The sequence below is a fragment of the Streptomyces sp. NPDC052496 genome (assembly GCF_040679095.1).
Classification (GTDB): Bacteria; Actinomycetota; Actinomycetes; order Streptomycetales; family Streptomycetaceae; genus Streptomyces.
Window position 1 is genome coordinate 212,550 of record NZ_JBFAUH010000010.1, and the last position, 21,762, is coordinate 234,311.

20 protein-coding genes are annotated in these 21,762 nt (G+C 68.7%); 10 read left to right on the forward strand and 10 right to left on the reverse strand.

Annotation, left to right across the window (positions count from 1 at the left end; genetic code table 11):
* The first annotated feature begins 43 nt into the window (after positions 1-43).
* From AB0L45_RS16320 to AB0L45_RS16330, 3 genes are all read left to right on the forward strand, one after another.
* Positions 44-553 carry a MaoC family dehydratase gene (locus AB0L45_RS16320; RefSeq protein WP_365840256.1) on the forward strand — a complete coding sequence of 170 codons (510 nt, stop codon included), beginning with the start codon at positions 44-46 and terminating at the stop codon, positions 551-553.
* Between the two features lie 112 nt (positions 554-665).
* Complete coding sequence (locus tag AB0L45_RS16325; RefSeq protein ID WP_365840258.1) at positions 666-2,180, forward strand: aminopeptidase P family protein; 1,515 nt, start codon at positions 666-668, stop codon at positions 2,178-2,180.
* 200 nt (positions 2,181-2,380) lie between these two features.
* Positions 2,381-3,010 carry a GNAT family N-acetyltransferase gene (locus AB0L45_RS16330; protein WP_365840260.1) on the forward strand — a complete coding sequence of 210 codons (630 nt, stop codon included), beginning with the start codon at positions 2,381-2,383 and terminating at the stop codon, positions 3,008-3,010.
* Positions 3,011-3,178: 168 nt separating this feature from the next.
* On the opposite strand, the gene AB0L45_RS16335 is transcribed toward AB0L45_RS16330, so the two are convergent.
* The 4 genes from AB0L45_RS16335 to AB0L45_RS16350 form a co-directional block, all read right to left on the reverse strand.
* A complete protein-coding gene (locus AB0L45_RS16335; RefSeq protein ID WP_365840262.1) occupies positions 3,179-3,685 on the reverse strand; it encodes a carboxymuconolactone decarboxylase family protein in 507 nt (168 codons plus the stop codon).
* Between the two features lie 134 nt (positions 3,686-3,819).
* A complete protein-coding gene (locus AB0L45_RS16340) occupies positions 3,820-4,437 on the reverse strand; it encodes a hypothetical protein (RefSeq protein ID WP_365840264.1) in 618 nt (205 codons plus the stop codon).
* 87 nt (positions 4,438-4,524) lie between these two features.
* The gene (locus AB0L45_RS16345) at positions 4,525-5,490 is read right to left on the reverse strand and encodes a trypsin-like serine protease (protein WP_365840266.1); all 966 of its coding nucleotides are present in this window, start codon (positions 5,488-5,490) and stop codon (positions 4,525-4,527) included.
* Between the two features lie 256 nt (positions 5,491-5,746).
* Positions 5,747-6,379 carry a hypothetical protein gene (locus AB0L45_RS16350; protein ID WP_365840314.1) on the reverse strand — a complete coding sequence of 211 codons (633 nt, stop codon included), beginning with the start codon at positions 6,377-6,379 and terminating at the stop codon, positions 5,747-5,749.
* A gap of 286 nt (positions 6,380-6,665) precedes the next feature.
* Between AB0L45_RS16350 and AB0L45_RS16355 the strand changes: the two genes are divergently transcribed.
* Positions 6,666-7,208: a hypothetical protein gene (locus AB0L45_RS16355; RefSeq protein WP_365840268.1), complete on the forward strand. Its 543-nt coding sequence runs from the start codon at positions 6,666-6,668 to the stop codon at positions 7,206-7,208.
* Between the two features lie 2,112 nt (positions 7,209-9,320).
* Here AB0L45_RS16355 and AB0L45_RS16360 read toward each other — a convergent pair.
* Complete coding sequence (locus tag AB0L45_RS16360; protein WP_365840269.1) at positions 9,321-10,292, reverse strand: LuxR C-terminal-related transcriptional regulator; 972 nt, start codon at positions 10,290-10,292, stop codon at positions 9,321-9,323.
* A 459-nt stretch (positions 10,293-10,751) separates the two neighbouring features.
* Between AB0L45_RS16360 and AB0L45_RS16365 the strand changes: the two genes are divergently transcribed.
* The 4 genes from AB0L45_RS16365 (at position 10,752) to AB0L45_RS16380 (ending at position 15,142) form a co-directional block, all read left to right on the forward strand.
* Positions 10,752-11,846, forward strand: a complete 1,095-nt coding sequence (locus tag AB0L45_RS16365) for an alpha/beta hydrolase-fold protein (RefSeq protein WP_365840271.1) — start codon at positions 10,752-10,754, stop codon at positions 11,844-11,846.
* Between the two features lie 30 nt (positions 11,847-11,876).
* Positions 11,877-12,719 carry a hypothetical protein gene (locus AB0L45_RS16370; protein WP_365840273.1) on the forward strand — a complete coding sequence of 281 codons (843 nt, stop codon included), beginning with the start codon at positions 11,877-11,879 and terminating at the stop codon, positions 12,717-12,719.
* A 115-nt stretch (positions 12,720-12,834) separates the two neighbouring features.
* Entirely contained in the window at positions 12,835-13,944 is a 1,110-nt protein-coding gene (locus AB0L45_RS16375) for a hypothetical protein (protein ID WP_365840275.1), read from the forward strand.
* A gap of 631 nt (positions 13,945-14,575) precedes the next feature.
* Complete coding sequence (locus AB0L45_RS16380; protein ID WP_365840277.1) at positions 14,576-15,142, forward strand: hypothetical protein; 567 nt, start codon at positions 14,576-14,578, stop codon at positions 15,140-15,142.
* Between the two features lie 163 nt (positions 15,143-15,305).
* On the opposite strand, the gene AB0L45_RS16385 is transcribed toward AB0L45_RS16380, so the two are convergent.
* The 5 genes from AB0L45_RS16385 to AB0L45_RS16405 all read right to left on the reverse strand — a co-directional run bounded on the left by AB0L45_RS16385 (position 15,306) and on the right by AB0L45_RS16405 (position 20,154).
* Positions 15,306-16,310 carry a DMT family transporter gene (locus AB0L45_RS16385; RefSeq protein ID WP_365840279.1) on the reverse strand — a complete coding sequence of 335 codons (1,005 nt, stop codon included), beginning with the start codon at positions 16,308-16,310 and terminating at the stop codon, positions 15,306-15,308.
* A gap of 73 nt (positions 16,311-16,383) precedes the next feature.
* The gene (locus AB0L45_RS16390; protein ID WP_365840281.1) at positions 16,384-17,430 is read right to left on the reverse strand and encodes a hypothetical protein; all 1,047 of its coding nucleotides are present in this window, start codon (positions 17,428-17,430) and stop codon (positions 16,384-16,386) included.
* 134 nt (positions 17,431-17,564) lie between these two features.
* Positions 17,565-18,317: an HAD family phosphatase gene (locus tag AB0L45_RS16395; RefSeq protein ID WP_365840283.1), complete on the reverse strand. Its 753-nt coding sequence runs from the start codon at positions 18,315-18,317 to the stop codon at positions 17,565-17,567.
* A complete protein-coding gene (locus AB0L45_RS16400; RefSeq protein ID WP_365840285.1) occupies positions 18,314-19,399 on the reverse strand; it encodes a class I SAM-dependent methyltransferase in 1,086 nt (361 codons plus the stop codon). Before AB0L45_RS16400 ends, AB0L45_RS16395 begins: the two co-directional genes overlap by 4 nt.
* 575 nt (positions 19,400-19,974) lie before the next feature.
* The gene (locus tag AB0L45_RS16405) at positions 19,975-20,154 is read right to left on the reverse strand and encodes a hypothetical protein (RefSeq protein ID WP_365840288.1); all 180 of its coding nucleotides are present in this window, start codon (positions 20,152-20,154) and stop codon (positions 19,975-19,977) included.
* Positions 20,155-20,261: 107 nt separating this feature from the next.
* Here AB0L45_RS16405 and AB0L45_RS16410 point away from each other — a divergent pair, with 107 nt between their 5' ends.
* Together AB0L45_RS16410 and AB0L45_RS16415 are read left to right on the forward strand one after the other, a co-directional pair.
* Positions 20,262-20,993, forward strand: a complete 732-nt coding sequence (locus AB0L45_RS16410) for a hypothetical protein (RefSeq protein ID WP_365840290.1) — start codon at positions 20,262-20,264, stop codon at positions 20,991-20,993.
* A gap of 408 nt (positions 20,994-21,401) precedes the next feature.
* Positions 21,402-21,734 (forward strand): metalloregulator ArsR/SmtB family transcription factor, encoded by a 333-nt coding sequence (locus AB0L45_RS16415; protein WP_365840292.1) that lies wholly within the window; start codon positions 21,402-21,404, stop codon positions 21,732-21,734.
* Positions 21,735-21,762: the final 28 nt, after the last annotated feature.

Genomic DNA, 21,762 nt, shown 5'->3' on the forward strand with positions numbered 1-21,762 from the left:
GCACCGCCCCTTCCCACGACATCCAGCACCGGAGTGACACCGCATGACCCTGCGCCACGTCAAGGACAACGAGTACGCCGAGGAACACGGCGGCGACTACGAGGACTTCGAGCCCGGCATGGTGATCCGGCACTGGCCGGGCCGTACCCTCTCCGAGGCCGACAACACCTGGCTGACCCTGCTGACGATGAACCAGCACCCGCTCCACTTCGACCAGCACTACGGCGCTGCCGCCGAGTACGGAAAAGTACTGGTCAACAGCGGTATCACGCTGTGCCTGATCGGCGGGATGACCGTACAGGCGCTGTCGGCGCGGGCGGTGGCCAACCTCGGCTGGGACCGCGTCCGGCTGAAGGACCCCGTCTTCGTCGGCGACACCCTCTACGCGACGAGCCGGATCCTCGGCAAACGGCTGTCCCGGTCCCGGCCGGGCCAGGGGATCATCACCGTGGAGACGACGGGTACGAAGTCGACAGGCGAGACCGTCATCGTCTTCGAACGGTCCTTCATGGTCCGCTGCCGCGAGGAAGCCACTTCCCCCATACCCCGCTGACTCCGGCGCGCGGGCGCCACCCCCACGCCCGCTTCACCCACCGCCTCCTGAATGATCATCAGTTTGTTCGACGGGGGTCCGAATGGTCGACAGTTCTGACAGGATGTCCGGCATGACGAGCGAGAATCAGCCCCAGGCAGGCCACCGCGGCACCCCCACCAACACCGAGTTCCGCGAGTTCATGGCTTCCGGGTGGGCAACCGACGACCGTTCGCCCACGCCCCGCGCCGAGGTCGCCGACCACGCGGCCCGCCGCCGGGCGGCCGTCTCCCGGCGGTTTCCCGGCGAACGGCTCGTCATCCCCGGCGGCGGCCTGAAGGTACGCAGCAACGACACCGACTACACCTTCCGGCCGCACACCGCCTTCGCCCACCTGTCCGGCCTCGGCGCACACGCCGAACCCGACAGCGTCCTGGTCCTGCACCCCACCCCCGAGGGCGGCCACGACGCCGTCCTGTACTTCCGCCCGCCGGCCCCGCGGGACACCGAGGAGTTCTACACCGACTCCCGGTACGGGGAGTTCTGGGTCGGCTACCGCCCGACCGTCGCGGACATCGAGTCGCAGCTCGGCCTCACCGCCCGCCACATCGACTCGCTCGCCGCCGACCTGGCCAAGGACGAGGCCGCCGCCCGGCTGCGCGTGGTCCGGGCGGCCGACCCGCAGCTCGCCGAACTCGTCGACACCACCCGCGCCCAGGCGGGCACGTCCCTGACCGGCGAGCAGCAGCGGGAGGCCGACGAGGAACTGGCCCGCCACCTGTCCGGGATACGCATCGTCAAGGACGAGTGGGAGGTCGGCGAGATGCGCAAGGCGATCGCCGCCACCCACGAAGGGTTCGAGGCGATCATCGCCACGCTGCCGGAAGCCGTACGCAAGGGGCGCGGCGAACGCTGGGTCGAGGGAATCTTCGGCCTGTACGCCCGGCACGAGGGCAACGGCGTCGGATACGAGTCGATCTGCGCGTCCGGCGACCACGCCAACACCATCCACTGGACGAGGAACACCGGCAAGGTCCGCGAGGGCGACCTGATCCTCATCGACGCCGGAATCGAGATCGACTCCCTGTTCACCGCCGACATCACCCGCACCCTCCCGGTGACCGGCCGCTTCACCGACGTACAGCGCAAGATCTACGACGCGGTCCACGAGGCACAGCAGGCCGGCATGGAAGCGGTGAAGCCGGGCAACAAGTTCAGCGACATCCACGCCGCCGCGAACGAGGTCATCGCCCGCCGCCTGCACGAGTGGGGCCTGCTGCCCGAAGGCGTCACCCTGGAGCAGACCCTCGACCCGGAGCACGGCGGCTGGCACCGCCGCTGGATGGTCCACGGCACCTCCCACCACCTGGGCATGGACGTGCACGACTGCCAGCTGCTGCTGCGCGAGGACTACATGGACGCCGAGCTGAAGGCGGGCATGGTGCTCACCGTCGAGCCGGGCCTGTACTTCAAGGCGGACGACCTGCTGGCACCGGAGGAGTTCCGCGGCATCGGGGTACGCATCGAGGACGACGTACTGGTGACCGAGGACGGCTACGAGAACCTGTCCGCCGCGATGCCGCGCGGCGCCGACGAGGTGGAGGCGTGGATCGCGCGGATTTCCGAGGCCGCGGGATCCAAGGCCTGAGGCAGAGGCGGGCCGGGGCACGGTGGGGCTGAGCACCCGGCCGCGCCCCCGGGCGTCCCTCGGGCGTCGGCCGGCGGCCGACGCCCGGGATCCACCAGCCCGTAATTCAGCCGCCGAGAACTCCACGGTGACGTAATGTGTGATACCAACTGTTGCCTATTACCGGGCCGTTGACGCGGCCGCGGCTTCGGGAGGGCCGGATGGTGGAGGACCTGGTCAGGACTTGGGCGGCGGGCTGGGCTGTGTCCCGACGGACACCCCCGCCGGTCGCGCAGCCCTGGGGGCTCTACGTCGAGGTGAACGGCAGCCCCGACGAAGTGGGACGCCATGTCCTGCCTCGGACCGAAGAGACGCTGGTCCGCGACGCTGCCGCCTCGGTGACCGCGCCCCGCACGTGGATGAAGATGCCCGCGGAGCCGGGGGAGACCGATTCCTGGCTGCCCCAGGGGTGGGCACGGGAGGAGGACGGGCATCTGATGGCCGTCGACCTGATGGCCACGTACCCGACCGTGCCACAGGGGTACGCCGCGGACGTGGAGGCCGTGGGGGCTGTTACTCATGTGCGGGTGATGGACGCGGCGGGTGAGCCTGCGGCCCAGGGGCAGATGGCGGTCCTCGGGGAAGCCGTGGTCGTGGACCGGGTGGTGACGGAGGAGGCCCATCGGAGGCGTGGGCTGGGCGCCTTCGTGATGCGTACGCTTGCCGACCGGGCGCTGGAGGAGGGCGCGGTCCTCGGCGTTCTCGGCGCGACGGACGCCGGACGTGCGCTGTACGAGACGCTGGGGTGGAAGAAGCACGTGACGCTGGCAGAGTACGTCTACCGGCCCTGAGCCGGCCTCGAACGAGGCTCGGCCCTGCTCCCCGCTCCCTGCTCACCGAACTCCGCCCGGCACGCTGGCGGGGCGGAGTTCGGCTGGGCGCACCCAGCAGTTCGGGCGAATGCCCGTCGTGTCACGGCGGCCAGTGGGACGGCCGGGGCGCCCGCAACCCGCTGCGGTTCAATTCCAGGGCTCGGTGAACGACCGGCCGGGCCCCGGCTTGGCGATGAGTGCGACGGCGATGAAGAAGTTGACCTGGCCGATCGCGAACATCAGCGTGGCAAGCGCCTTGGGCTCGTACAGCTCCGCTGCCTGGGCATACAGCTCGTCGGAGACCCTTTCGCCGGCAGCGGACGGCTGCAGTACGGCTTCCACCAGTGCCAGCGCGGCGCGCTCGGCAGCGGTGAAGTACGGCGAGTCCTGCCAGGAGGCGACTGACGTGATGCGCTCCTCCGACTCCCCGGCCTTGCGCAGGAACCCCGTGTGCAGAACGGTCAGGTAGGTGCTGCCGACGATCTGACCGGCCCGCAGCTGCACCAGGCTGATCGTGGCACGCGGTACCGAGCCGTTGCTGGTGACCGCGAACAGCGCCGCCGACACCTGTGCCAGCTCGGGCACCAACTGTCCGGGGTCCTCGGCCATCCGCGGAGCCATCGGGATCTGAGCCATGACCGGACGTGCTTCCATCACTGTCTCCTTCAAGCTTTCCTGCTGCTGTCACTGCCTTGACGGATCGCGATCGAAAAATGTGACCGGTGGGAGGCAGCCGGCGATACGGGCCGACGAAGCGCCGCGGAGACGAGTCCGGGTTCGAGGCCCGATCAGGCTTTGCTGCGCCAGATCTTCCTCCACCGGTCTTCCCGTGCCGCCAGGACGAGGCGGTCGGCCTCAGCCCGCTGCGACCTGAGCCCGACGCCGCACCGCGCGCAGAGAATGTGCAGGTCATGGCCCGTATGCCAGCTGGTCGTCGCGCCACTGCTGCCGCAGGCCCGGCACACCGAGCCGACCTCTGCTGCCGGGATCTTGGAGGTCATGATGCGTTTCACGACGGTCGGAAGCGGTTCGGTGGGGTGAGCTTCGGGGTGGGGACAGAACGCGAGACTGCCCTCCGGGCCCGGCCCCTGGTCTCTCCAGCTGCCGTCCTCGGTCCGGCGTCGCTGACCACGCGCCTTCTCGCCCCGACGCCGGACCACGAACCTCGATTCTTCCGCCAGCCACAGCTCACGAGCGGCCGCCAACTCCTCGACCGCTCGCACCAGTGACGCCGGATCGGCATCCAGCTGCGCAGGGATCCGGGCGCTGCAGCAGAGGTGGTGATAGGTCGCGCGGAAGCCGTACGGCCTGAACATCACCACACAGGTACGGAGACTGGCATGGCGGGCGCGCGCCGAAAGTTCGGTGTCGTGCACCCGCTGCCGATGCGTCGAGAAACCACTCACCAGCTGAGGTTATGCGGCGTGCCGGCCTGCGTCGTCCTCGAACAGCCGGGAGGGCGGCCCAGGGGCGGACCCCTGCTCGCGGTTCGCTCAGTCGGCGTGACGGGTCTTGCGGCGGCGAACTGCCAGGGCGGTGCCGCCGCCGGCGACGATCAGCGCGGCGGCCACGCCGGCGATCACCCGCGTGCTGTCGTTCGTGCCGGTCTCCGCGAGGTCGGAGCCCTTGGCCGCAGCCGGCGGTGCGCTGTTGGCCTGCATGGTCGTGCCGATCCAGTTCGCGTAGGCGGGCGCGCTGGTGTAGAGGCCGGGGCCCTGCGAGCAGGGTACCTTCGGGGCGCCGGGCCCCGACGTGACGCCGATGAGTTCCCAACGGCCGCCCCGGCCCCTTTGCACCTGCGGCCCGCCGGAGTCCCCGAAGCACGCCATGGCCTGGGGCACGGTGGTGATCGTGCACAGCCGGGTCCGATCCGCGTAGCCGGGCGCGCACTCGGACACGGCACCCCTACGGGTGTTCAGCTCCTGCAGCCGGTCCGGGAAGGCGAAGCCGGTGTCGGCAGTGGTGCCGTACCCCAGGAGCCGGGTCGGTGTCCCGGGCGGCCCAGCCTGCTTGGCGATCTTGATGGGCTGCTGGGTGACCGGGCGGTCCAGGCGTACCAGCGCGATGTCGTTCTTGTTGGCGGCCTTGTTGTCGCCGTTCACATAGCCGGGGTGGACGAAAGCCCGGTCGATCTTGCGGACAGTACCGCCGGACTTGCGGTGCCCGCTGCCGATCCGCACGATGCCCTCCAGCTTGAGCCCCTCGCCCTGCACGCAGTGAGCCGCCGTCAGCACCCACTGCCGGTCGATCAGTGACGCGCCACAGTTCGCGTCGAGCACGCCCTGTTCCGGGGCCGACTCCGGAATGGTCGCCATGAACGGGTAGCTCTGGGTGGAGTCCGACCCGTTGACGATGGCTCCGGCACTGCCGGTCATGACGGTCGCACAGACCACAGCGGCGAGAGCGCCGACAGCAGCGGTGCGGGCGATACGGCGGCGCGACGGTTCGAAACTGGACACAGAGGATGTTCCTTTTGCTGGGTGGATCCGTATGCCGTCAGCCTCGTTGTCCGATGCCTGCCGGACCATCCGGGCAACCGGTCGGTCAGTGGTGTACCCAGCCCCCTCCGTACCGGGGGACAAGTCGACGGCCGACGGTGGACCCGGGCAGCCGCCACCCGCGACGACTCGGCTCGGCAGGCACATGCTCACCGTGTCGCACGCCATGGCCCTCCAGGGCCCTGCCTTCTTGGCCGGGCAAGCTGAGCCCACTGCCCTACGGCTGCGGTGATACGACCGGCGCGGGAAGGTCGAGGACGCGGGCGAGGGCGGCTACGACGGGAGCGCAGTGGTCAGGCAGGTGCCTGGAGACCCAGTCGGCTGCCCGCGCGAGGAAGCCGGCCAAGTCGCGCTCGGCACCAGCGAGCAGATCGCGGAGCTGGGTGACGGAGAGCTCGATCACCGGACTGTCACTCTGATCGGCGTTGACGGTGAGCCGGACGGTGTCGCCGAAGCGTTCCGCAACCGGCGACAGGGGGTCGTGGCCGAATCCGAGCAGCATGCCGCCGTCGACGAATTGATGCCAGTCGCGCCATTCCCCCAGTCCGTCACAGCAGCCAGGCAGGAAAGTGACGCCTGTGGAGTTGTCGGTGACGCGCAGGCCGCCGGCCGCGAAGAGGCTGTCGAAGGTCAGCAGCCCGTGAAGAAACGAGCCAAGGGCGTCAGCCGGACGATGCGGACGGTCGCCGTCGGGGGCGAGGTCATTGCAGCTGGCGATGCGCATCACCGCGGTCTCGACCTCAGCAGGTGAAAGGTCGCCGCTGAGAGCCAGGAAGCCGAACGACTCGACCTCTGCGACTGGCCAAAGACCGAAGCCGTCAGGTGCGTATATTTCCAGTACGGGCTGCATCACGATCACCCGGCGAAGTGTCCCGCATACGCCACCGTATCGCCTCCCGAATACATCGAGCACCCTCAGAACCGAGCGTCCCAGGCGCCCGGCAGACAGTGGCCCTCCGGTAGAGCTCGTGCGTGACCCCCCTCCACCGTGGTCGCAGGGCGGATCAACACGTCCCTGGCCAGCCTCGCTTCCCCCACCGCCTGCTGCGCGCGACGGTGCCGGCCAACAGGCAACCAGCGCCGAGAAGCGTCCTTACGGGCGATTCGGCAACAAGCTGACCTACCGAAAGGCCACCATGAGCACCGGAACGCAACTGGTCGCCACATCCATCACCCCGAAGCTGCGCCTCACCGTGGGGGTGTGCTCGGTGATTTTCACCGTAGGCACCGCCGTGCACAACTTCGCCATCATCAACAACAAGCTGGTGGAGATGATGATGCAAATCAGCGGAAGCGCTGATCCCGCTGCCTCCGCGCCTGGGTTCACTTCGGGACTCCGGATCGTCGGTTGTCTCTACATTCTCGGTAACGCGGCAGGAATCCTGGCCCTGCGCAGCCGGTCACGAGCCCTGTGGTGGGTCGTACTCGCCGTGAACTGCACGCAGGGACTCGGCTTCTGGGCAATTCCGCCTTCGATGTGGGACGCCGCGGCGGATCTGTACGGCACCTGGGGAATCGTCCCGAGTGCGGTGACGGACGGTGGTGCGCTGCTTCTCACCGTGGTCATGGTTCTCGCCATGGTGAAGTACCGGACGACCTGGGCGCAGCAACACACGGTTCCGACGGACGCACCGCAGGCACCGGGCTCATCGAGCGCGACGGCAGGCAGCCGACGATAGAGAGCCGCGACGTCCCCTCCTGCAGTCCCTCCGGGCGCCCTGCATCAGGCCGTAGCGGACCGCTGCGCACGGCAGCGGGGTGGTCCCGTCCGGCGTAGCGGCGAGGGAGCCGTAGCTCGGGCGGTTCGGGAGACACCGCCTGGGCAGGCAGGTCGCGGCGCCCTGCCGGATCGACCGGACTGTGAGAACAGGCTGTGCTAGGTGTGTCGTTCGGGGAGGTTGGTGACGCGGCTGGCTGGCATACGGCCGATGGTGCCGATGGGGGCGGTACCAGGCAGCCGGGAACAGGGCCTGCTGTTCGGTGCCTTTGACATCGGCGGACTCGTCGGACAGGTCTTGGGCGCAGGCAAGGCGACTGTGATCCTTCAGGGCGATGTGCAGGTAGGCGTGCAGCCGGTTCCCGCCCGGTTGTGTCGCATCTTGGCACGGCCCCGGTACGGCGCCCACCACCGTCGGCGATGCGGCCGAGGGGTGGCCCGTCATCCCTGCGTGGCCGTGACGTCGGTAGCAGCCGGCCCAGCGAGCCCCTGTCGTGGGGCTGACTGTGAACCGTCGCCACTGAGCAAGAAGGCCCTCACCTCGCTAGATGGCCCTCACGTTCAAGCACCACGCACAGCGTGTCACCGGTCACCGACGTGCCAGGACAACACGGGACGTAGCGCCGATCCCAACAACATCGATGTATCCAGAGGCGAAGCTGCCGACCACTCGCCGTCTCTGCGTCAGCTCCGTTGCCTACGGGGCCGCGCGGAAGACAAGCGCAGCTACGGCCGGTCAGCTTTCGACCACTTCACGAAGACGGCAAACGTAGCCCAAATGAGGAAGAGGAGGCCGCACAAGAGCCACCCTCCGGTGTTGCCGCTGAAGCCGAGGAAAATCCCTAGAGCCACGCCAACGACGGCAAGAACGGTGGTGAAGAGGAAATAACGTTTGGTAGCTGCTTGCTGTTCCAGCGTCCATCCGAGACGGGGCATATCATTTCCCTCTCTGCCAGACGTAGACCGCCACGGCGGTCACTGCCACGGTGTACGCGGCGGCGGATCCGGTGAGTCCCAGACGATCGGACGTCGCTCCGCCTCCGACTGCCATTGCTCGGTGGGGGCCAGATAGCCGCCGGGGAACTGGTAGGACCGGGAGCCTGTTCGGCGTTGGCGGTGCGAGCCGTGCCGTGGGTCGGCAGTCGTAGCTGCTGGCCTTCGGGCCGGTCTCGTCTCCAGAGGGGTGTCGGTCGCCAGCTGGGAGCTGCTTTCGCCGTTCAGGTCAAGACGCTCGCCGACGGGTATCGGTGCTTCTGCTTCGGGACCATCGCCCTTCAACGTCTTCGTCTTCTGCGTTGCATGAGAACCACGCTGAACGCTCCTAGTATGACGCCGACGATGCCGGCCACTATGAGTACTGTGAGCATGTTTGCGTCATCCTCCGCCTAGCGTTCGTTCTCCTCTTGTGCAGTCATGCCGTCAGGAGAGCTCTGTCCAGCCGTAACCGATGGCAGTCGGAAACCGGACCGCCGTAGCCTCCGGCTGCCACGCCAGTAGCGTGTTCGGCCAGGGTGCCGAGGTGGTAGAGGCCAGTGGGGCCCTGAGAGTCGCTGGCGAACCGGTAGGGCTTGGGGATCTGCTCGCTGTCGGCTACGCAGGCCACGCCGCGGGGACTGCGGCCGTAGGGGCCGAGGGTATCGGCGAGGTGGTAGTGGGGCTCGCCTCCACGATTCATGGAGTCCGAGGTGCCCCGTGGCTCGCGTACGAATCCGGTGTCCGTGCCGCGGGTGGGCCGGCCGGCCAGGCCCAGAGGGCCGTGGTGGAAGAAGGTGGCGCCGAGGCGGGGGTGCGTTCGCTGTTGTCGGTGGAGCCGTACGCGGCGTCGTAGGCGGTGTCACACAACACATCATCGCCCCCTCCCCGCAGACCCCTGACCGACCTCACCTTCCTCGATACCACCTGAAAGCCCTGAATGACGTACGACGCCCTCGGCCACGAGTCCGCGCAGAAGTTACCCGCACCGACGAACATGGGGCCGACTTCTCCTGACTCGCCTCCTTGACCGCCGGTTCAGGGCACCGGCAACAGGGCTGGCAATGCGGGCAGCCGCGTGCCGGGCCGGGCGCCGGTGTCCTCAGAGCCAGCCGCGCCGCGCTGCCTGGACCCCCGCCTGGAATCGGGTGGTGGCGCCCAGGCTGTTCAGGAGCGCGGAGACGCGTCGTACGACGGTGCGACGGCCCACCCCCAGATGCCTGGCGATCGCGTCGTCGGTGGCGCCGCTGGCCATGAGGGTGAGGATCTGGCGGTCCCGGGCGTCGATCTGCGTACCGATGCCTGCTGCCGAGACCGGAACGGCGAGTCTCCACAGGGATTCGAAGACGTTGGACAGCGCCTGGAACAGGCTGGACGGACGGATCAGCAGGGACACGACCCCGCAGTGGTCGTCGGCGGCCAGGGTGACCACCGCCAGATCGCTGTCGCACAGGGCCAGCTTCATGGGCGGGTCGTCCAGGGCTCGCGCCTGCTCTCCCGCTTCGATCATGCGGGCCATGTTGGGCCAGGCGATGGGGTCGTCGAAGGCCGAGCTGTGGTAGATGGCACGGTAGACGACCCCGGCGGCCATGCGTTCGCGTTGCAGCGTCTCCTGCTCCAGGTAGTGCTCGGACGTACCGGAGTACGGCGGCACGTCGATGACCCGGATCTGGTCGTGCGCCGACTGCTGGAGCAGTCGGCTGACCGCCAGGACGCGCGCGGGGTCCTCGACGACTTCCAGCGCGCCGTAGTGGCCGGCGTCCCTCCTGGCGAAACGGTAGAGCCGTTCCAACTTGGTCCCAGCCTGCCGCAGCGCCATGCGCAGGGCGTCGTCGCGCCGCAGCAGCGCCTCGACGACCTGCGTGGGCGGCGCCGCTTCCCAGGTGGCCTCCGCGGCCCCGGGGGCCGTCGTGACGACGATGTTCTCGGCGGCGAGTTCCTCGAGCACCGCCCGGATGGCGCTCTCGCTCAGGCCGGCCCGGGCCGCCAGCCGTGCGGCGGACTCGTGCGGATGACCGACCAAGGAGCGGTAGACCCGTCCGCGGTCGGAGTGCGGATCCAACACGTCGTGCACGACTTCCCCCTCGCCGTACCGGTGCCGGCCTGCCCGGCCCTCGGAGCCTACTGCGCGCCCAGCGCACTCGCGCCAGTGGCCCAACTGCGCCACTTGCGCCTATGGCGCCACGCGCGGCGATGCGATGAGATTCCCGGTGACCGGCTGAACCACCCGCCCCATGACCGTCGCCGCTCCCGAGGACGTCTGGCGCCCAGCCCACCCCGAGAACATCTGACGCCGTACCCGCTCCCAAGACATCTGGCACCCAGCCCGCCCCGCACACACATGACGTCCCAGACACTCCGAGAACATCTGGCGCCCCAACTCGCCCCGAAAACACCTGACGCCCAGCCCACCCTAAGAACGCATGGCCTCCACCTCACCCCGAGGGCTCACGGCCTCCACCTCACCCCAAGGACACCCGCCTCCACTCCACCCCAAGAAGACCCGGCCTCCACCCCACCCCAAGGACACCCGATGAGACCAGCTCTGCCCGCCCGGCTCCTGCGCGTCAAGGCAGCAGTCGTCGCCGCGGCCGCAGCCCTCCTGCTCCTGGGCCTGCCTTCCTCCCGTGCCGAGGCAGCGGGCCCGAACCCGCCGGAGATGAGCGACGGTTTCGGTCTGACCCAGGTCGGCAGTGCCACCGGCTCCGCCACCAACTTCGTCATCACCGTGACCACACCCGAGGTCGCCGGTGAGCACCGCATCCGGATCCTGCTGCCCCGCGACTACGCCGACCACCCCGAGAAGCGTTACCCGGTGCTGTACTTCCTGCACGGCGCATCCGACGACCCGGGCAATCCGAACCTGGCCTATCCCGCTCTCACCGCGGCGCAGTCGATGATCACCGTCATTCCGGACGGCGGCCGACGGGGCTGGTATGCCAACTGGCTCGACCAGGACACCGCCGCCGGCGCGCAGAACTGGGAGAACTTCCACATAAGCCAGGTGATCCCGTTCATCGACGCCAACCTGCGCACCGACGCGAGCAAGAAGGGGCGGGCCGTCGCCGGCCTTTCGATGGGGGGATTCGGCTCGTTGCACTACGCCCAACGGCACCCTGATCTGTTCAGTCAGGTCGCCACGCTCTCCGGTGCCAACGAACTCTCGATGAACCACGCCGTCATGCGCGCGGCGGTCGTCGCGACGCTCACCAATATCGGCGCCCCGCTGTGCGGCAGTTCCAATCCCACCTGCAGCCTCGATTTCGGGCCCCCGGTGTCCAGCGACGCGGTATTCGGCACGCCGTACCCGATCCTGGGCGCCGACTGGCGCTGGAACGAGGCGGACCCGGTATCGCACATGGACGTCCTGGCCCGGGCCGGAATGGGCGTATCGATCTACACCGGCAACGGCAAGGGCAATTCCGCCGAACCCGAGTTCTGGGTGCAGTCGGCGTCGCAGCATGCCAAAGAGCGTCTGGACGCTCTCGGGCACCCCGCGCACTACGTGGACTACGGCGACGGGTCCGGCTGGGGCACCGCGTGCGACGGCGGCCACACCAGCGGCTGCTGGGCACAGGACCTCGTGGATTTCGTCCCGCGGCTCGAAGCAGCCTTCGCCACCGCCTGACCTTCCGCCCCGACAGACAGGATTCCGCGCATGATCAGACGACTGGGCATTCTGCTGCTGAGCCTCACGGTCATCTGGACCGTGGCGATCGGCGCCGCCCGGGCCGAGGCGGGCAAACGCGTCCACAACGGGATGCAGATCCTTTTCAGCCCGTCGCTGCCGTTCGCCTTCTGCACGATCGGTGCCGTGGGCACGGACAAGTACGGCCACCGCATCGCCATTTCGGCGGGCCACTGCCTCAAGGACCCCGAGGGTACGTACGCGGACCGCGAGATCCACGACAACGTCGCGCCCGTGTACGACCGGGCGGACACCGCATTCGGCCCGATCGGGTACGTGCGCTACTTCAAGGACCCCGAGGGCTCGGACACCGGCCACATGACCAAGGACTACATGGTCATCGAACTCGTTCCGCAGGTGACGCTCTCCTCGCAGGGCCCCTACCTGAAGCAGACCGGCGAGGTGAAGGTCCCCGGCGGGACCGCCAGCCCGAACGCCCCGCACCCCGCACTCGACACCGAACGGCTGCTCGCCACCGGCGACAACGAACTCATCGTGTCGGGCCAGACAGGCGTGTGGTTCGGCACCATCATGGACAACACCGGCGGCATCTACCGGTCCGCGGCCGCGAACCTGACCGGTGACTCGGGCGGCCCGGCCATCTGGCACGTACCGGGCACCGAACTTCCCTCCCAGGACAACAACTTCCAAGCCTCCGGCCCCTGGGCCGGAATCACCAAGGCCATCACTTTGTCCTTGCCGCCGTTCGAGTACACCAGCTCGGCCAATATCCTCGCCGACCTGCGCACCCGCGACCGTGCCGCCCCCGCCGGCGTCTTCGGCGCGGGCTTCGAGGTGACCACCAACCCGTGAGGCCCGGCCCGGAGCGCCCCACGCAGCACCGCCTGGGCAAGTAGCCGCACAGGCCATCCACCATCGGACCCGTCTCCACGGACCGCCCCAGGAGGGGAGAGCCTTGCTCATCACCATGCCGTCCAGACGTGTGATCACCGCCGTACTCGGCCTGCTCACACTGGTAGCCGCGCTGCTCACCACGACGGCGCCCCCGGCACGCGCAGCCGCGGTTCCCGCCTTCGAGCTCAGCCCGCTGGTCCCGGCCGGCCCCGACTACCAGAAAAGGCTCCGGGCCGAGGTGGAGTACTGGACCCTCGGGAAGATGGCCGACGCCGGCCTCAACAACGAGAACCAGGACGCCACCCCGCCCTCCGGAGGCTGGGACGACCTCAGCAAGCCGTGGCCGCGCAAGCAAGGACTGGTCTCCCGCACCGCCGGAAAGATCTTCATGGAGTACACGGACGTGGAGACCGGCGCCGTCTCGACGTCCTCGTGCTCCGGCAACGTCGTCAACAGCGCCAACCGCAGCGTCGTACTGACCGCCGCCCACTGCCTGCGCATCCACACCCCGCTCAATGTGGGCTTCGGCAACGTCGTCGCCACCAACATGGTCTTCATACCGGGCTTCAACGGAACGAATCTGCCCCGCGATCCCGCCGGCACCAAGCTGCCCGGCAAGGACATCGCCCCGTACGGGGTCTGGGGAGTGACCCGCCAGTGGATCACCAACACCTGGAGCCAGAGCGCCGACTGGCTGCTGGGACGGGACATGGCCGCGGTCCTGGTGGCCAACCCCGACGACCCGCGCCCGATCGGCGAGGTCACCGGAGGCCAGGAGGTCGGCTTCAACCAGCCGCAGAACCAGACCAACCACATCTTCGGCTACCCGACCATCAACGAACGCAACTACTACCGCCCCGGCAACGTGTCCGCACCACTCCAGCGGACCTTCGACGGCCGCAGCCTCATGGTCACCCAGGGCACCACACGCAACGACCCCGTCTACTACAACGACGTGATGGCCGGCGCGCAGTCACCCGGCTGCAGCGGCGGCGCCCTACTGCAGAACTTCGACCCCACCACCGGTGCGGGCCTCCAGGTGGGCGTCTTCTCCCGCTACGACGACCCCGCCCAGATCATCGGCATCCTCGGCTGGGTGCAAGGCCCCAACATGAGCTCCACCCACTTCGGAGCCGAAGAGCAGGCCGTCTACAACGCCGCCCAGGCGGCAAGCCTGGCATAGGCCCACCGGCGCGCTCGACGCGATGAAACGTCCGGCACAGGCTCGGGGCCGGGAGTGACTCGGCCGAAGGCAGCAAGGGCACACGTGCCCCGCAGGACGGAGAGGCGAGGCGCGGGGTGCAACGGCTGACGGGTGCCTGCCATCGGCCGTTTTCCCCGCTCCCGTCTCTCACACCCGCCCGAGTGGGGGAGTGGGGAGCGAACCGACTCCCCGGCGGGCTGCCCACACGTCGCTGGACACCCCAATGGAAAGACAGCGCGGCGGTCCAGGACACCGAAAGGAGAGGCCTACGGAACACCGAAACGAGAGGCTTACGGAACACCGAAAGAGGAGAGGCTTGCGGAACACCGAAAGGAGAGGCTTACGGAACACCGAAGGAGCGGCCTATAGAACACTGATCCGCGCGTTACCTGAGACTGCGCACCGCGGCCAGTACACCGGTCGCGGGGTGGATGCGCCACGGTCCAGCCGGGTGCTGGTGTGTTCCGATGAGAGGGACGCCGCAGGGACCGCCCGGTCGAATGGTTTGCCGGTGGGCGACGAGGTGAGGAACGGCGGATAGCGACCGGGCGGTTGGCTGGCTCACTGCAGTTCGTGAACAAAATGCCACCGCCGTGGCAGAGTCCTCTTCATGCACATATTCCGATCCCGTTCCCTTGCTGCGGGCATTCTCCTGGCCGCCGTCCTGACCCTGACCGCCTGCGGCCAGCAGCGCACCGCCTCCGGCCCGAGCCCTTCGCCCACGCCTTCTGCCCTCGCTCCCGCACGAGGCAATGTGGAACCCGACTCCCACGACGGCGCCCCGCACTACCACGAGAACAACGGCTTCAAAGTCCCCCGCGAGATGACTCCTGCCGGCGAAGAAGCCGCCCGTAAAGAAGCCGCCCGCATCGAACCCGTCCTCAAACGTCTCCGGACGGACCATGCGTGGGATCCGAACAGCGTGCGAGCGGCGCTGCTCCGCCTCGGCTACCGAACCGGCGACGGCCTGCAGCCCGGGACGCTCGTCGTGAGCGGCATGGGCGAACGGCACATCCTCACCCAGACCGCCCCGGTCACCCCCGAGGGCTCCCTCTTCGCCCTGCGGGTGCGTAAGGACGCCTGCGTGCACGGCGCCGTGAAGCCTTCCGGCAGCCAGCTTGAGGTCAGCGGCCCGTTTCTGGAGACCGGCTGCTTCGAGCCTCGCGGCGGACACTGAGCCACGGGCGGACGGCTCGTGCGGTGAGTGCAGGCATCTGCTCGCGATGGTGGTCGAGGCCGGCCTCGGGTGCCGCTCCGATATTTCGTGGTCCTGCCGAAGCGCTGGGCGGCGGGGGGGGGGGACTGGCATGGCTGTTGCACGCGGGCCGGAACGCCCGGGCCTACGAGTCACCGTGCGTACTGGGCGGTGGCGCCGCCGGCCCAGACCGGGAGCGATCCCCCGCACCGGGCGCGGTGGCCGACGCGCCCGGTCTCTTCGACGTATCAGGGACAGCGTCACCCGGCGCTTCGGCCCGGTTGACGAGCAGTACCGCGACCAGGCTCACGCCGAAGCCGGCGATGGCCAGGAGGCCGACCGGCTCGCCGAACATCAGGAACGCCCAGAACGCCGTGGTGGGCGGGCAGAGGTAGATGAGGCTGTTCACCCGGGTCACCGAGCGGTGTTTGAGGTTGAGCCAGTAGAGGCCGTAGCCGCCGAAGGTCGCAAGGACCACCATCCACGCCAGCGACAGCCAGAAGTCCCCGTCCCGTGGCGGCCGGGCGTGGCCGGTGGCGACGCCCAGGACCACGAACAGGACGGCGCTGGTGCAACACTGGATGGTCAGCGAGTCCGCCAGCGCCACGGTCCTGGCCTTCCCCCGCTGGAGGAGCGTCGCGGCGGTCAGCGTGATCATGCCGACGAACGGTACGGCGTAGACCCATCCCGGCCGCCCGCTCGCCAGGCTCAGCCCGTCGCCGATGACCATGGCCACGCCGACGAGGCCGAGCACGAGCCCGGCCCACTGCGGCCCGGACACCCGTTCCTTGAGCAGCGGGCCGACCAGGACACCCGCGAACAGCGGTTGCAGTGATTCGATCAGGGCGGTCGTCCCCGTGGGGACGCCCAACTCGATGGCCTTGACGGAGCTGACCAGATAGATGCTTTGCGCGAGCAGACCCACCAGTGCCTGGACCGCGACATCACGGCCGGTGAGGTGGTGCCGACGGCGGCGTACGAGCAGCCACCACGGCACCACCAGCGCGGTCACCAGCAGGAACCGCCACATCAGGACGGTGAACGTGTCCGCGGTGTCGGTTCCCAGCCGCGCTCCGATGAATCCCGAACTCCACATGACGATGAGCGCGGCCGCGGGCAGCGGCCCGCCGGTCCAGGAGAGACGACGCATCGGAGGGCGGCTCCTTGTTGCGGAGGTTGTGGAGACTGGAGGCTCTGGAGGCTCTGGAGAGGGGGAGGGACGGTCAGTGCGGCGAAACCAGCGGCGCGGCTCGCTCCGCCTCAGCGATCACGCGCGTGAGGTCGATGCCGGTGCGAGCGCAGTAGCCGAGGGGATCGCTCTGGGCCCTGCGGAGTTTGGCGAATCCCGAGAGCGCCTCGACGATGCCGTCTTCGGCGGCCAGATGCCAGAACGGGTTGCTGTCCCGCCGCTCCATGGGCGCGAAGAAGGAGAGGATGATGCTCAGCCGTGCGCCGGACGACACCGGTTGCACCGCGTGCCAGAGCGAACTGCCCAAGGTGTAGACGGTGTCCCCAGCCCGCTCCAACGGCGGCTCGAAGACCTTCGGATGGCTGCTGCCCTGCTCGGCGACCGCCTCCCGGTCCTGCTCGAAGTCCGCCCGTGTGCCGCGGTAGAGCATCAGCCTGCCGTTCGCGAACTCCGTCCGGTCCGCCAGCTGCATCACGAAGACGTAGGTCATGCCGTCGTAGTGCCAGCGGGCGGTCTGCGGCTCCTTGCGGTCGCCGACGCACACCTCGTGGGTGTCGAAGTAGTTGGCACAGATCGACGGTGTGGTCAGCGGGTGCGGGATGAGGGGCTGCCCCGCGATGGCGGACAGCCGGCCGAGAAAAGCGGGGTCACTGACCATGGCGCGTACGAAGCGGGAGGCACCGAAGACGTTGCGCACCCGGCGGCTGACGATGTAGTCGTCGTCCGGCGCCCGGTCGGCGAGGTTTTCGCAGACGCGGCGCAACCGGGCTACGCCCTCGTCGGTCAGCAGCCGGTGCGGCCCGGAGTACGCGGTCTGCTCCGGCGCGGGTTCGTGCGAGGCCCCCAGGTAGCCGAAGTCGGCCGCGGTCAGCCGCGTCACCGCGGGGTCGGGGTCGCGGTGGACGAGGGAGGTCTGCCAGGCCATGTCCTGGCCAGGCGGCAGCGGGCCCTCGTTCCACACCGATCGGCGCATCGAGCGGCGTAACCGTCCCAGGCTGTCGTTGAAGGCGGCCACCTTGTCGCCGGCCGGCTTGGTGGCCGTATCCGCGAAGGTGCCTCCGGCTCCCGTGGCTCCCGTCACATCCGCCGATCCTGCCGTTCGCGCGGTCCCTGTCATTCCTGTAGGCCCTGCCGTTCCTGTCGATTGTGCCGTTCCTGTCGTTCCTGTCGTTCCTGCCGTTTCCGTCGTGGGGGACATCGGACGAGGTGCTGTACTCATCTCCGGTTTCCACCTCCGGTGGGTACGGCTCCCGAGAGCCGTGGGGTTTCCTGATTCCTGACGTACGTCCGCGTGTCGGTGCCGCAGTCGAGCAGTTCCCCGACGCGCGCGAGGTCGTCCCGGGGGAGGACGAGTGCGGCCGAGGCGAATGCGGAGGGGGCGTGTGCCGTCGCGGGATCCGGCACGGCCACACACCGCATCCCCGCCCGAGCCGCGGCCTCCACGCCGGGCACGGAGTCTTCGAGGACGAGGCATCGCTCCGGGGCGACCCCCAATGAGTGGGCCGCGTGCAGAAAGAGATCCGGCGCGGGCTTTCCCGCGCGTACGTCCTCGGCGGCCACCTGGGCGTCGACGGCGTGGCTCAGCCCGTGCCCTTCAAGCACCGCCGCGACGATCCGTGCGGGGGAACCCGAGGCAACGGCGGTGGGCAGCCCGCCGGCGTGGGCCTGCAGCAGCAGCGCGGCAGCTGCGGGGAAGAGCGGCACCCGATCGGGCAGCCCCGACCGGTACACCCGGACGATGTCGTCCATCAGGGCGTCGACGGGAGCGCGCACGCGGTAGTGGCGACGCAACAGAACGAGCATGTCGCGGGTGCTCAGCCCGGTGCAGCGGGCATAGACGTCCCGCTCGACGCGGCGAACCCCGTACGACGTGAAGACGGCCCGTACCGTTGCCAGGTAGTGCGCTTCGCTGTCGACGAGCGTGCCGTCGAGATCGGTGATCAGCGCGGCGGCCGCCCCACCGGTCATCGTGCGTTCCGAACCGGTTCCGTACCGTCGAGATGGACGAGTGCCGTCAGCGAATGCCCGACACCGAGCCCCGGCGCCATGCGGTGTTCGAGACGGCGCAGCCCACGGGCCAGCATCGAAGCCGCCACCCCTTCGGGAAGCCGGCCGAAGTCGGTCTCCAGCACTGCCTGCCACTGCTCCTGGAAGGCGTCGAAGAAGTTCAGGACGCGGTCGGGGGCCGTCCCCGTCGGCAGATACGGGAACCGCAGGTCCATGGGCTCGACCGTGTCGTCCCCGCGCTCCAGTCGGTTGACCAGCAGCCGGTAGGGCGGAATGTCGGGGTTGAACTCCCTGGTCTGCGTGTGCCGACCGACCATGATCGAACGGTCGTGGAAGGACACCTCTTCGTAGTGCTGGCCGGCCTGCGCACAGGCCTCGTCGATGATCTTGTGCAGCCCCCACGCGTCCCAGAACGTCATCGGGACGGTGGGCGCCGGTGCCTCCTCCGCGGAACCACCCTGGAAGAAGCTCATCGTGTAGTCCCAGCGCTGCCGGTCCCACAGGCCGGCCCATTCGATCGAGTACCGGCCCAGCACGTCCACGACCACCACGGAGCGGGTACGGTTGCGCCGCACAGCGGTGAAGATCTTGCTGAGGACGTCCCTCAGCTCGCGGGGTTCGAGATGCGAATACGGCACCCCGCTGGAGAAGTAGAGGTCGTAGGGCTCGTCGGGGATGTACTCCCGCATGTCGGCATGGACGAAACTCACTTCGGGGCGCCGTCGGTGGAGTGCCCGGGCGGTGTCCAGCAGCGACTCGTCCAGGTCGAGGCCGCAGTAGCGGTACCGGCCCTCCGCGCTGTGCCAGGACAGGTTCTCCTCCATCGCGAGCAGGAAGTTGACCCCCTCGCCCGCGCCGCTGCCCACGTCGAGGATCCGGGTCGTATCCAACGGCCCCACGTACCGTAGGGCCTTGGACAGTAACTCCCGGGTGACGGGCTCCTCCCACAGACGCTTGACGGGGTCACGTCGCTTCGTCGAGGTGTAGTGGCCGGCCGCACCGTTGTACGGAGTCAGGGTGGCGTTCGGCGTACGGTTGCTCATCCCGCGGTGTCCCTTCGGTCGGATCATCGCTGTGTGCCCCTGTCGAATCGGTACACACCAAGTGCCTCACCGTTCCCCGGCGGAATTGGACATACCAGATACAGAATTGAACGGGGTGCGTCCGGGAACCCGTACGGCAACCACCAGTGGCTCGGTCCGGACGCGCGGCGCGCCTCCGGGTGTGAAGAACATGGCCGGATCCCGACGCCCCGAGGGTGGCCCTGCGGTGTATTTCCTGTTACTCCTGCGGGCCGATCTGCGCCTGATGCCGAGACACTGCCTCGAAGTCCGCCGACCCGCTCTCGCGCCTCTCACGGACTCGAAAGACCGCACCGGACAAGAGGCCCAAAGGGCGCCCCGCGCCGAGCCAGGTTCAGGGAGCGGGCTGGCACGGCAAGAGGCTGGAAGGCCTACCGAGCGGGTCTGGCGTCACTGACGAGCAGAAGCCGGACGCTTCACGAGCGCCATCAACCTGTCACCGGGGCTTCAGCAGTGGGTTCCGAGCCGTCCGGGTTCGCGCTCAGCTCGGATGATGAGCAGCCCCCGGTCGATAAACCGCCGCACGACGAACGACATCACGGCTGCCTTCTCGCCAACTCTTTGGCTTTTGCTTTGGCTTCGGCGTCCAAGGCCTCTACTGCGGCAGGGAACCACTGCCAGAAGACGACATCCGGATCGGGGCGGGAATGATGTCGGCGCGCGCGGTGGTCGCCGAGTTGAGCCACCTGGTTCGGAGCATTGACCGGTTTCGACATCTGACCTGCATGGTTCGACAGATTCTTGGTGTGTCAATGTCGAGCCTGACATGAGCAGCCGGGCGAAGGGACGGACGTCAGTGGGATTGCGCAAGGGCAGGTGGGCAGTGGCGATCACCGCGGTCGCGGCGGCGACCGTGGGGGGTGTGCTGCTCGGATCCGGTGCCGCGGGGCCCGAATCCGGTCCGAAGGCGTCGTTCGCGCTCCGCACCCATGAACCGCAGGTGGTCGTGGGTGACTACGCTGCGCCACTGCCCCTCCTGACGCCCGCGTTCAAGAACACCGGGCCCGAACCGGCCTCCCGCGGCGTCGTCCTGCGGGTGTCGGTCACCAACGCGGAGTTTGACGACACCGCCCCGTCACACCGCAACTGCTACTACTCGGACGACGACCGCACGGCGTTCTGCGAGTTCCCGGACGCCGTGCCCGTGGGGGCCGCGTTCGAGACGACCAAGCCGATCGCGAAGCGCATCAACGCCCGGTATCACGAGCTCGAAGCGGCATACACCTACGCCGTGTGGCCGTTGGGCAGTGCTCCATCGCACACCCCGGACTACAAGGCGCACTACCGCCAGGGCACGGATGACGCGCTCGGCCTGAAGCCAACGACCCTCAGCGCCGGCAAACGCGGCGGCGAGCTGCGCTTCCGCTGGAAGGCGTTCGAAGGGCCGGCGGACTGGTCCGTGAGCGCCCTCACGATCCGCGGCCGGATCGGTGAAGAGGTCGAGGTGGACGTCCCGCAGCCCCAGGGCACGCCGGGGCCGGGCCCGACACGGATGCGCATCAAACTTCCTCCGGGCACCTCACTGGCCAAGCTCACCCAAGAGGTGCGGGAATAAAAGCCCTCCGAAGTGGACTACTGCTCGCGGGATGACGAGGACGGGAACATCTACTGCTCCCACGTCAACTGGAACGTCCTACGGGTGCGGATCGACCGTCGGGTCGACGGAGGTGAGGGGCGGATCTCGGTGCCCGAGCCGTTCAACGGGGACACTGACCCAGCCGACAACTCCCTTCCCATCAAGGTTGAGATCACCGGCATTCCGACAGCTCCGACGGCGCCCTGACGAAGCGCGGTCCATTTCGGTCCGGCTGTGGGGCCGGGGCGTGAGGGGCGGGAGGGCCGGGTCCATCCGCCTGCGGCGGGGGTGCTCGGGGACGGGCCGGCCGTAAGTCCGGCCGCTGCGGATGAGATATCGAGATATCGTGGTGGATCGGAGTGAGTGTCTGGTGAGAGAGGTGGCGCAATGGCTGCAACGGCGGGGTCGGGGTCGGATGATCTCATCGAGGTGTTCAAGGCCCTCGGCAATCCTGCCCGTTTGCAGATCATGCAGTGGCTGAAGGATCCCGAGGCGCATTTCAGCGAGTACGAGCCGATAGCGGACCGCCGGTCGGTCGGTGTGTGCGTCACGCACATCCAGGCGAAGTCCGGACTCGCGCAGTCGACGGTCTCCAGCTACATGAGCACGCTCGAACGGGCGGGACTGGTGCGTTCCACCCGGGTGGGCAAGTGGACCCACTATCGGCGCGACGAGGAGCAGCTGGTGCGGGTGGCGCGGGCGATCGGCGCCACCATCTGATTGACGCATCGCAATACGTCGATATGAT

Coding starts and splice junctions, on each gene's coding strand:
- AB0L45_RS16355 (WP_365840268.1), top strand. CDS start 6,666: ATGAGCACCGGAACGCAACTGGTCGCCACATCCATCACCCCGAAGCTG.
- AB0L45_RS16375 (WP_365840275.1), top strand. CDS start 12,835: ATGCCGTCCAGACGTGTGATCACCGCCGTACTCGGCCTGCTCACACTG.
- AB0L45_RS16415 (WP_365840292.1), top strand. CDS start 21,402: ATGGCTGCAACGGCGGGGTCGGGGTCGGATGATCTCATCGAGGTGTTC.
- AB0L45_RS16325 (WP_365840258.1), top strand. CDS start 666: ATGACGAGCGAGAATCAGCCCCAGGCAGGCCACCGCGGCACCCCCACC.
- AB0L45_RS16405 (WP_365840288.1), bottom strand. CDS start 20,154: ATGTCGAAACCGGTCAATGCTCCGAACCAGGTGGCTCAACTCGGCGAC.
- AB0L45_RS16350 (WP_365840314.1), bottom strand. CDS start 6,379: ATGCAGCCCGTACTGGAAATATACGCACCTGACGGCTTCGGTCTTTGG.
- AB0L45_RS16380 (WP_365840277.1), top strand. CDS start 14,576: ATGCACATATTCCGATCCCGTTCCCTTGCTGCGGGCATTCTCCTGGCC.
- AB0L45_RS16365 (WP_365840271.1), top strand. CDS start 10,752: ATGAGACCAGCTCTGCCCGCCCGGCTCCTGCGCGTCAAGGCAGCAGTC.
- AB0L45_RS16320 (WP_365840256.1), top strand. CDS start 44: ATGACCCTGCGCCACGTCAAGGACAACGAGTACGCCGAGGAACACGGC.
- AB0L45_RS16395 (WP_365840283.1), bottom strand. CDS start 18,317: ATGACCGGTGGGGCGGCCGCCGCGCTGATCACCGATCTCGACGGCACG.
- AB0L45_RS16330 (WP_365840260.1), top strand. CDS start 2,381: ATGGTGGAGGACCTGGTCAGGACTTGGGCGGCGGGCTGGGCTGTGTCC.
- AB0L45_RS16385 (WP_365840279.1), bottom strand. CDS start 16,310: ATGCGTCGTCTCTCCTGGACCGGCGGGCCGCTGCCCGCGGCCGCGCTC.
- AB0L45_RS16335 (WP_365840262.1), bottom strand. CDS start 3,685: ATGGAAGCACGTCCGGTCATGGCTCAGATCCCGATGGCTCCGCGGATG.
- AB0L45_RS16370 (WP_365840273.1), top strand. CDS start 11,877: ATGATCAGACGACTGGGCATTCTGCTGCTGAGCCTCACGGTCATCTGG.
- AB0L45_RS16400 (WP_365840285.1), bottom strand. CDS start 19,399: ATGAGCAACCGTACGCCGAACGCCACCCTGACTCCGTACAACGGTGCG.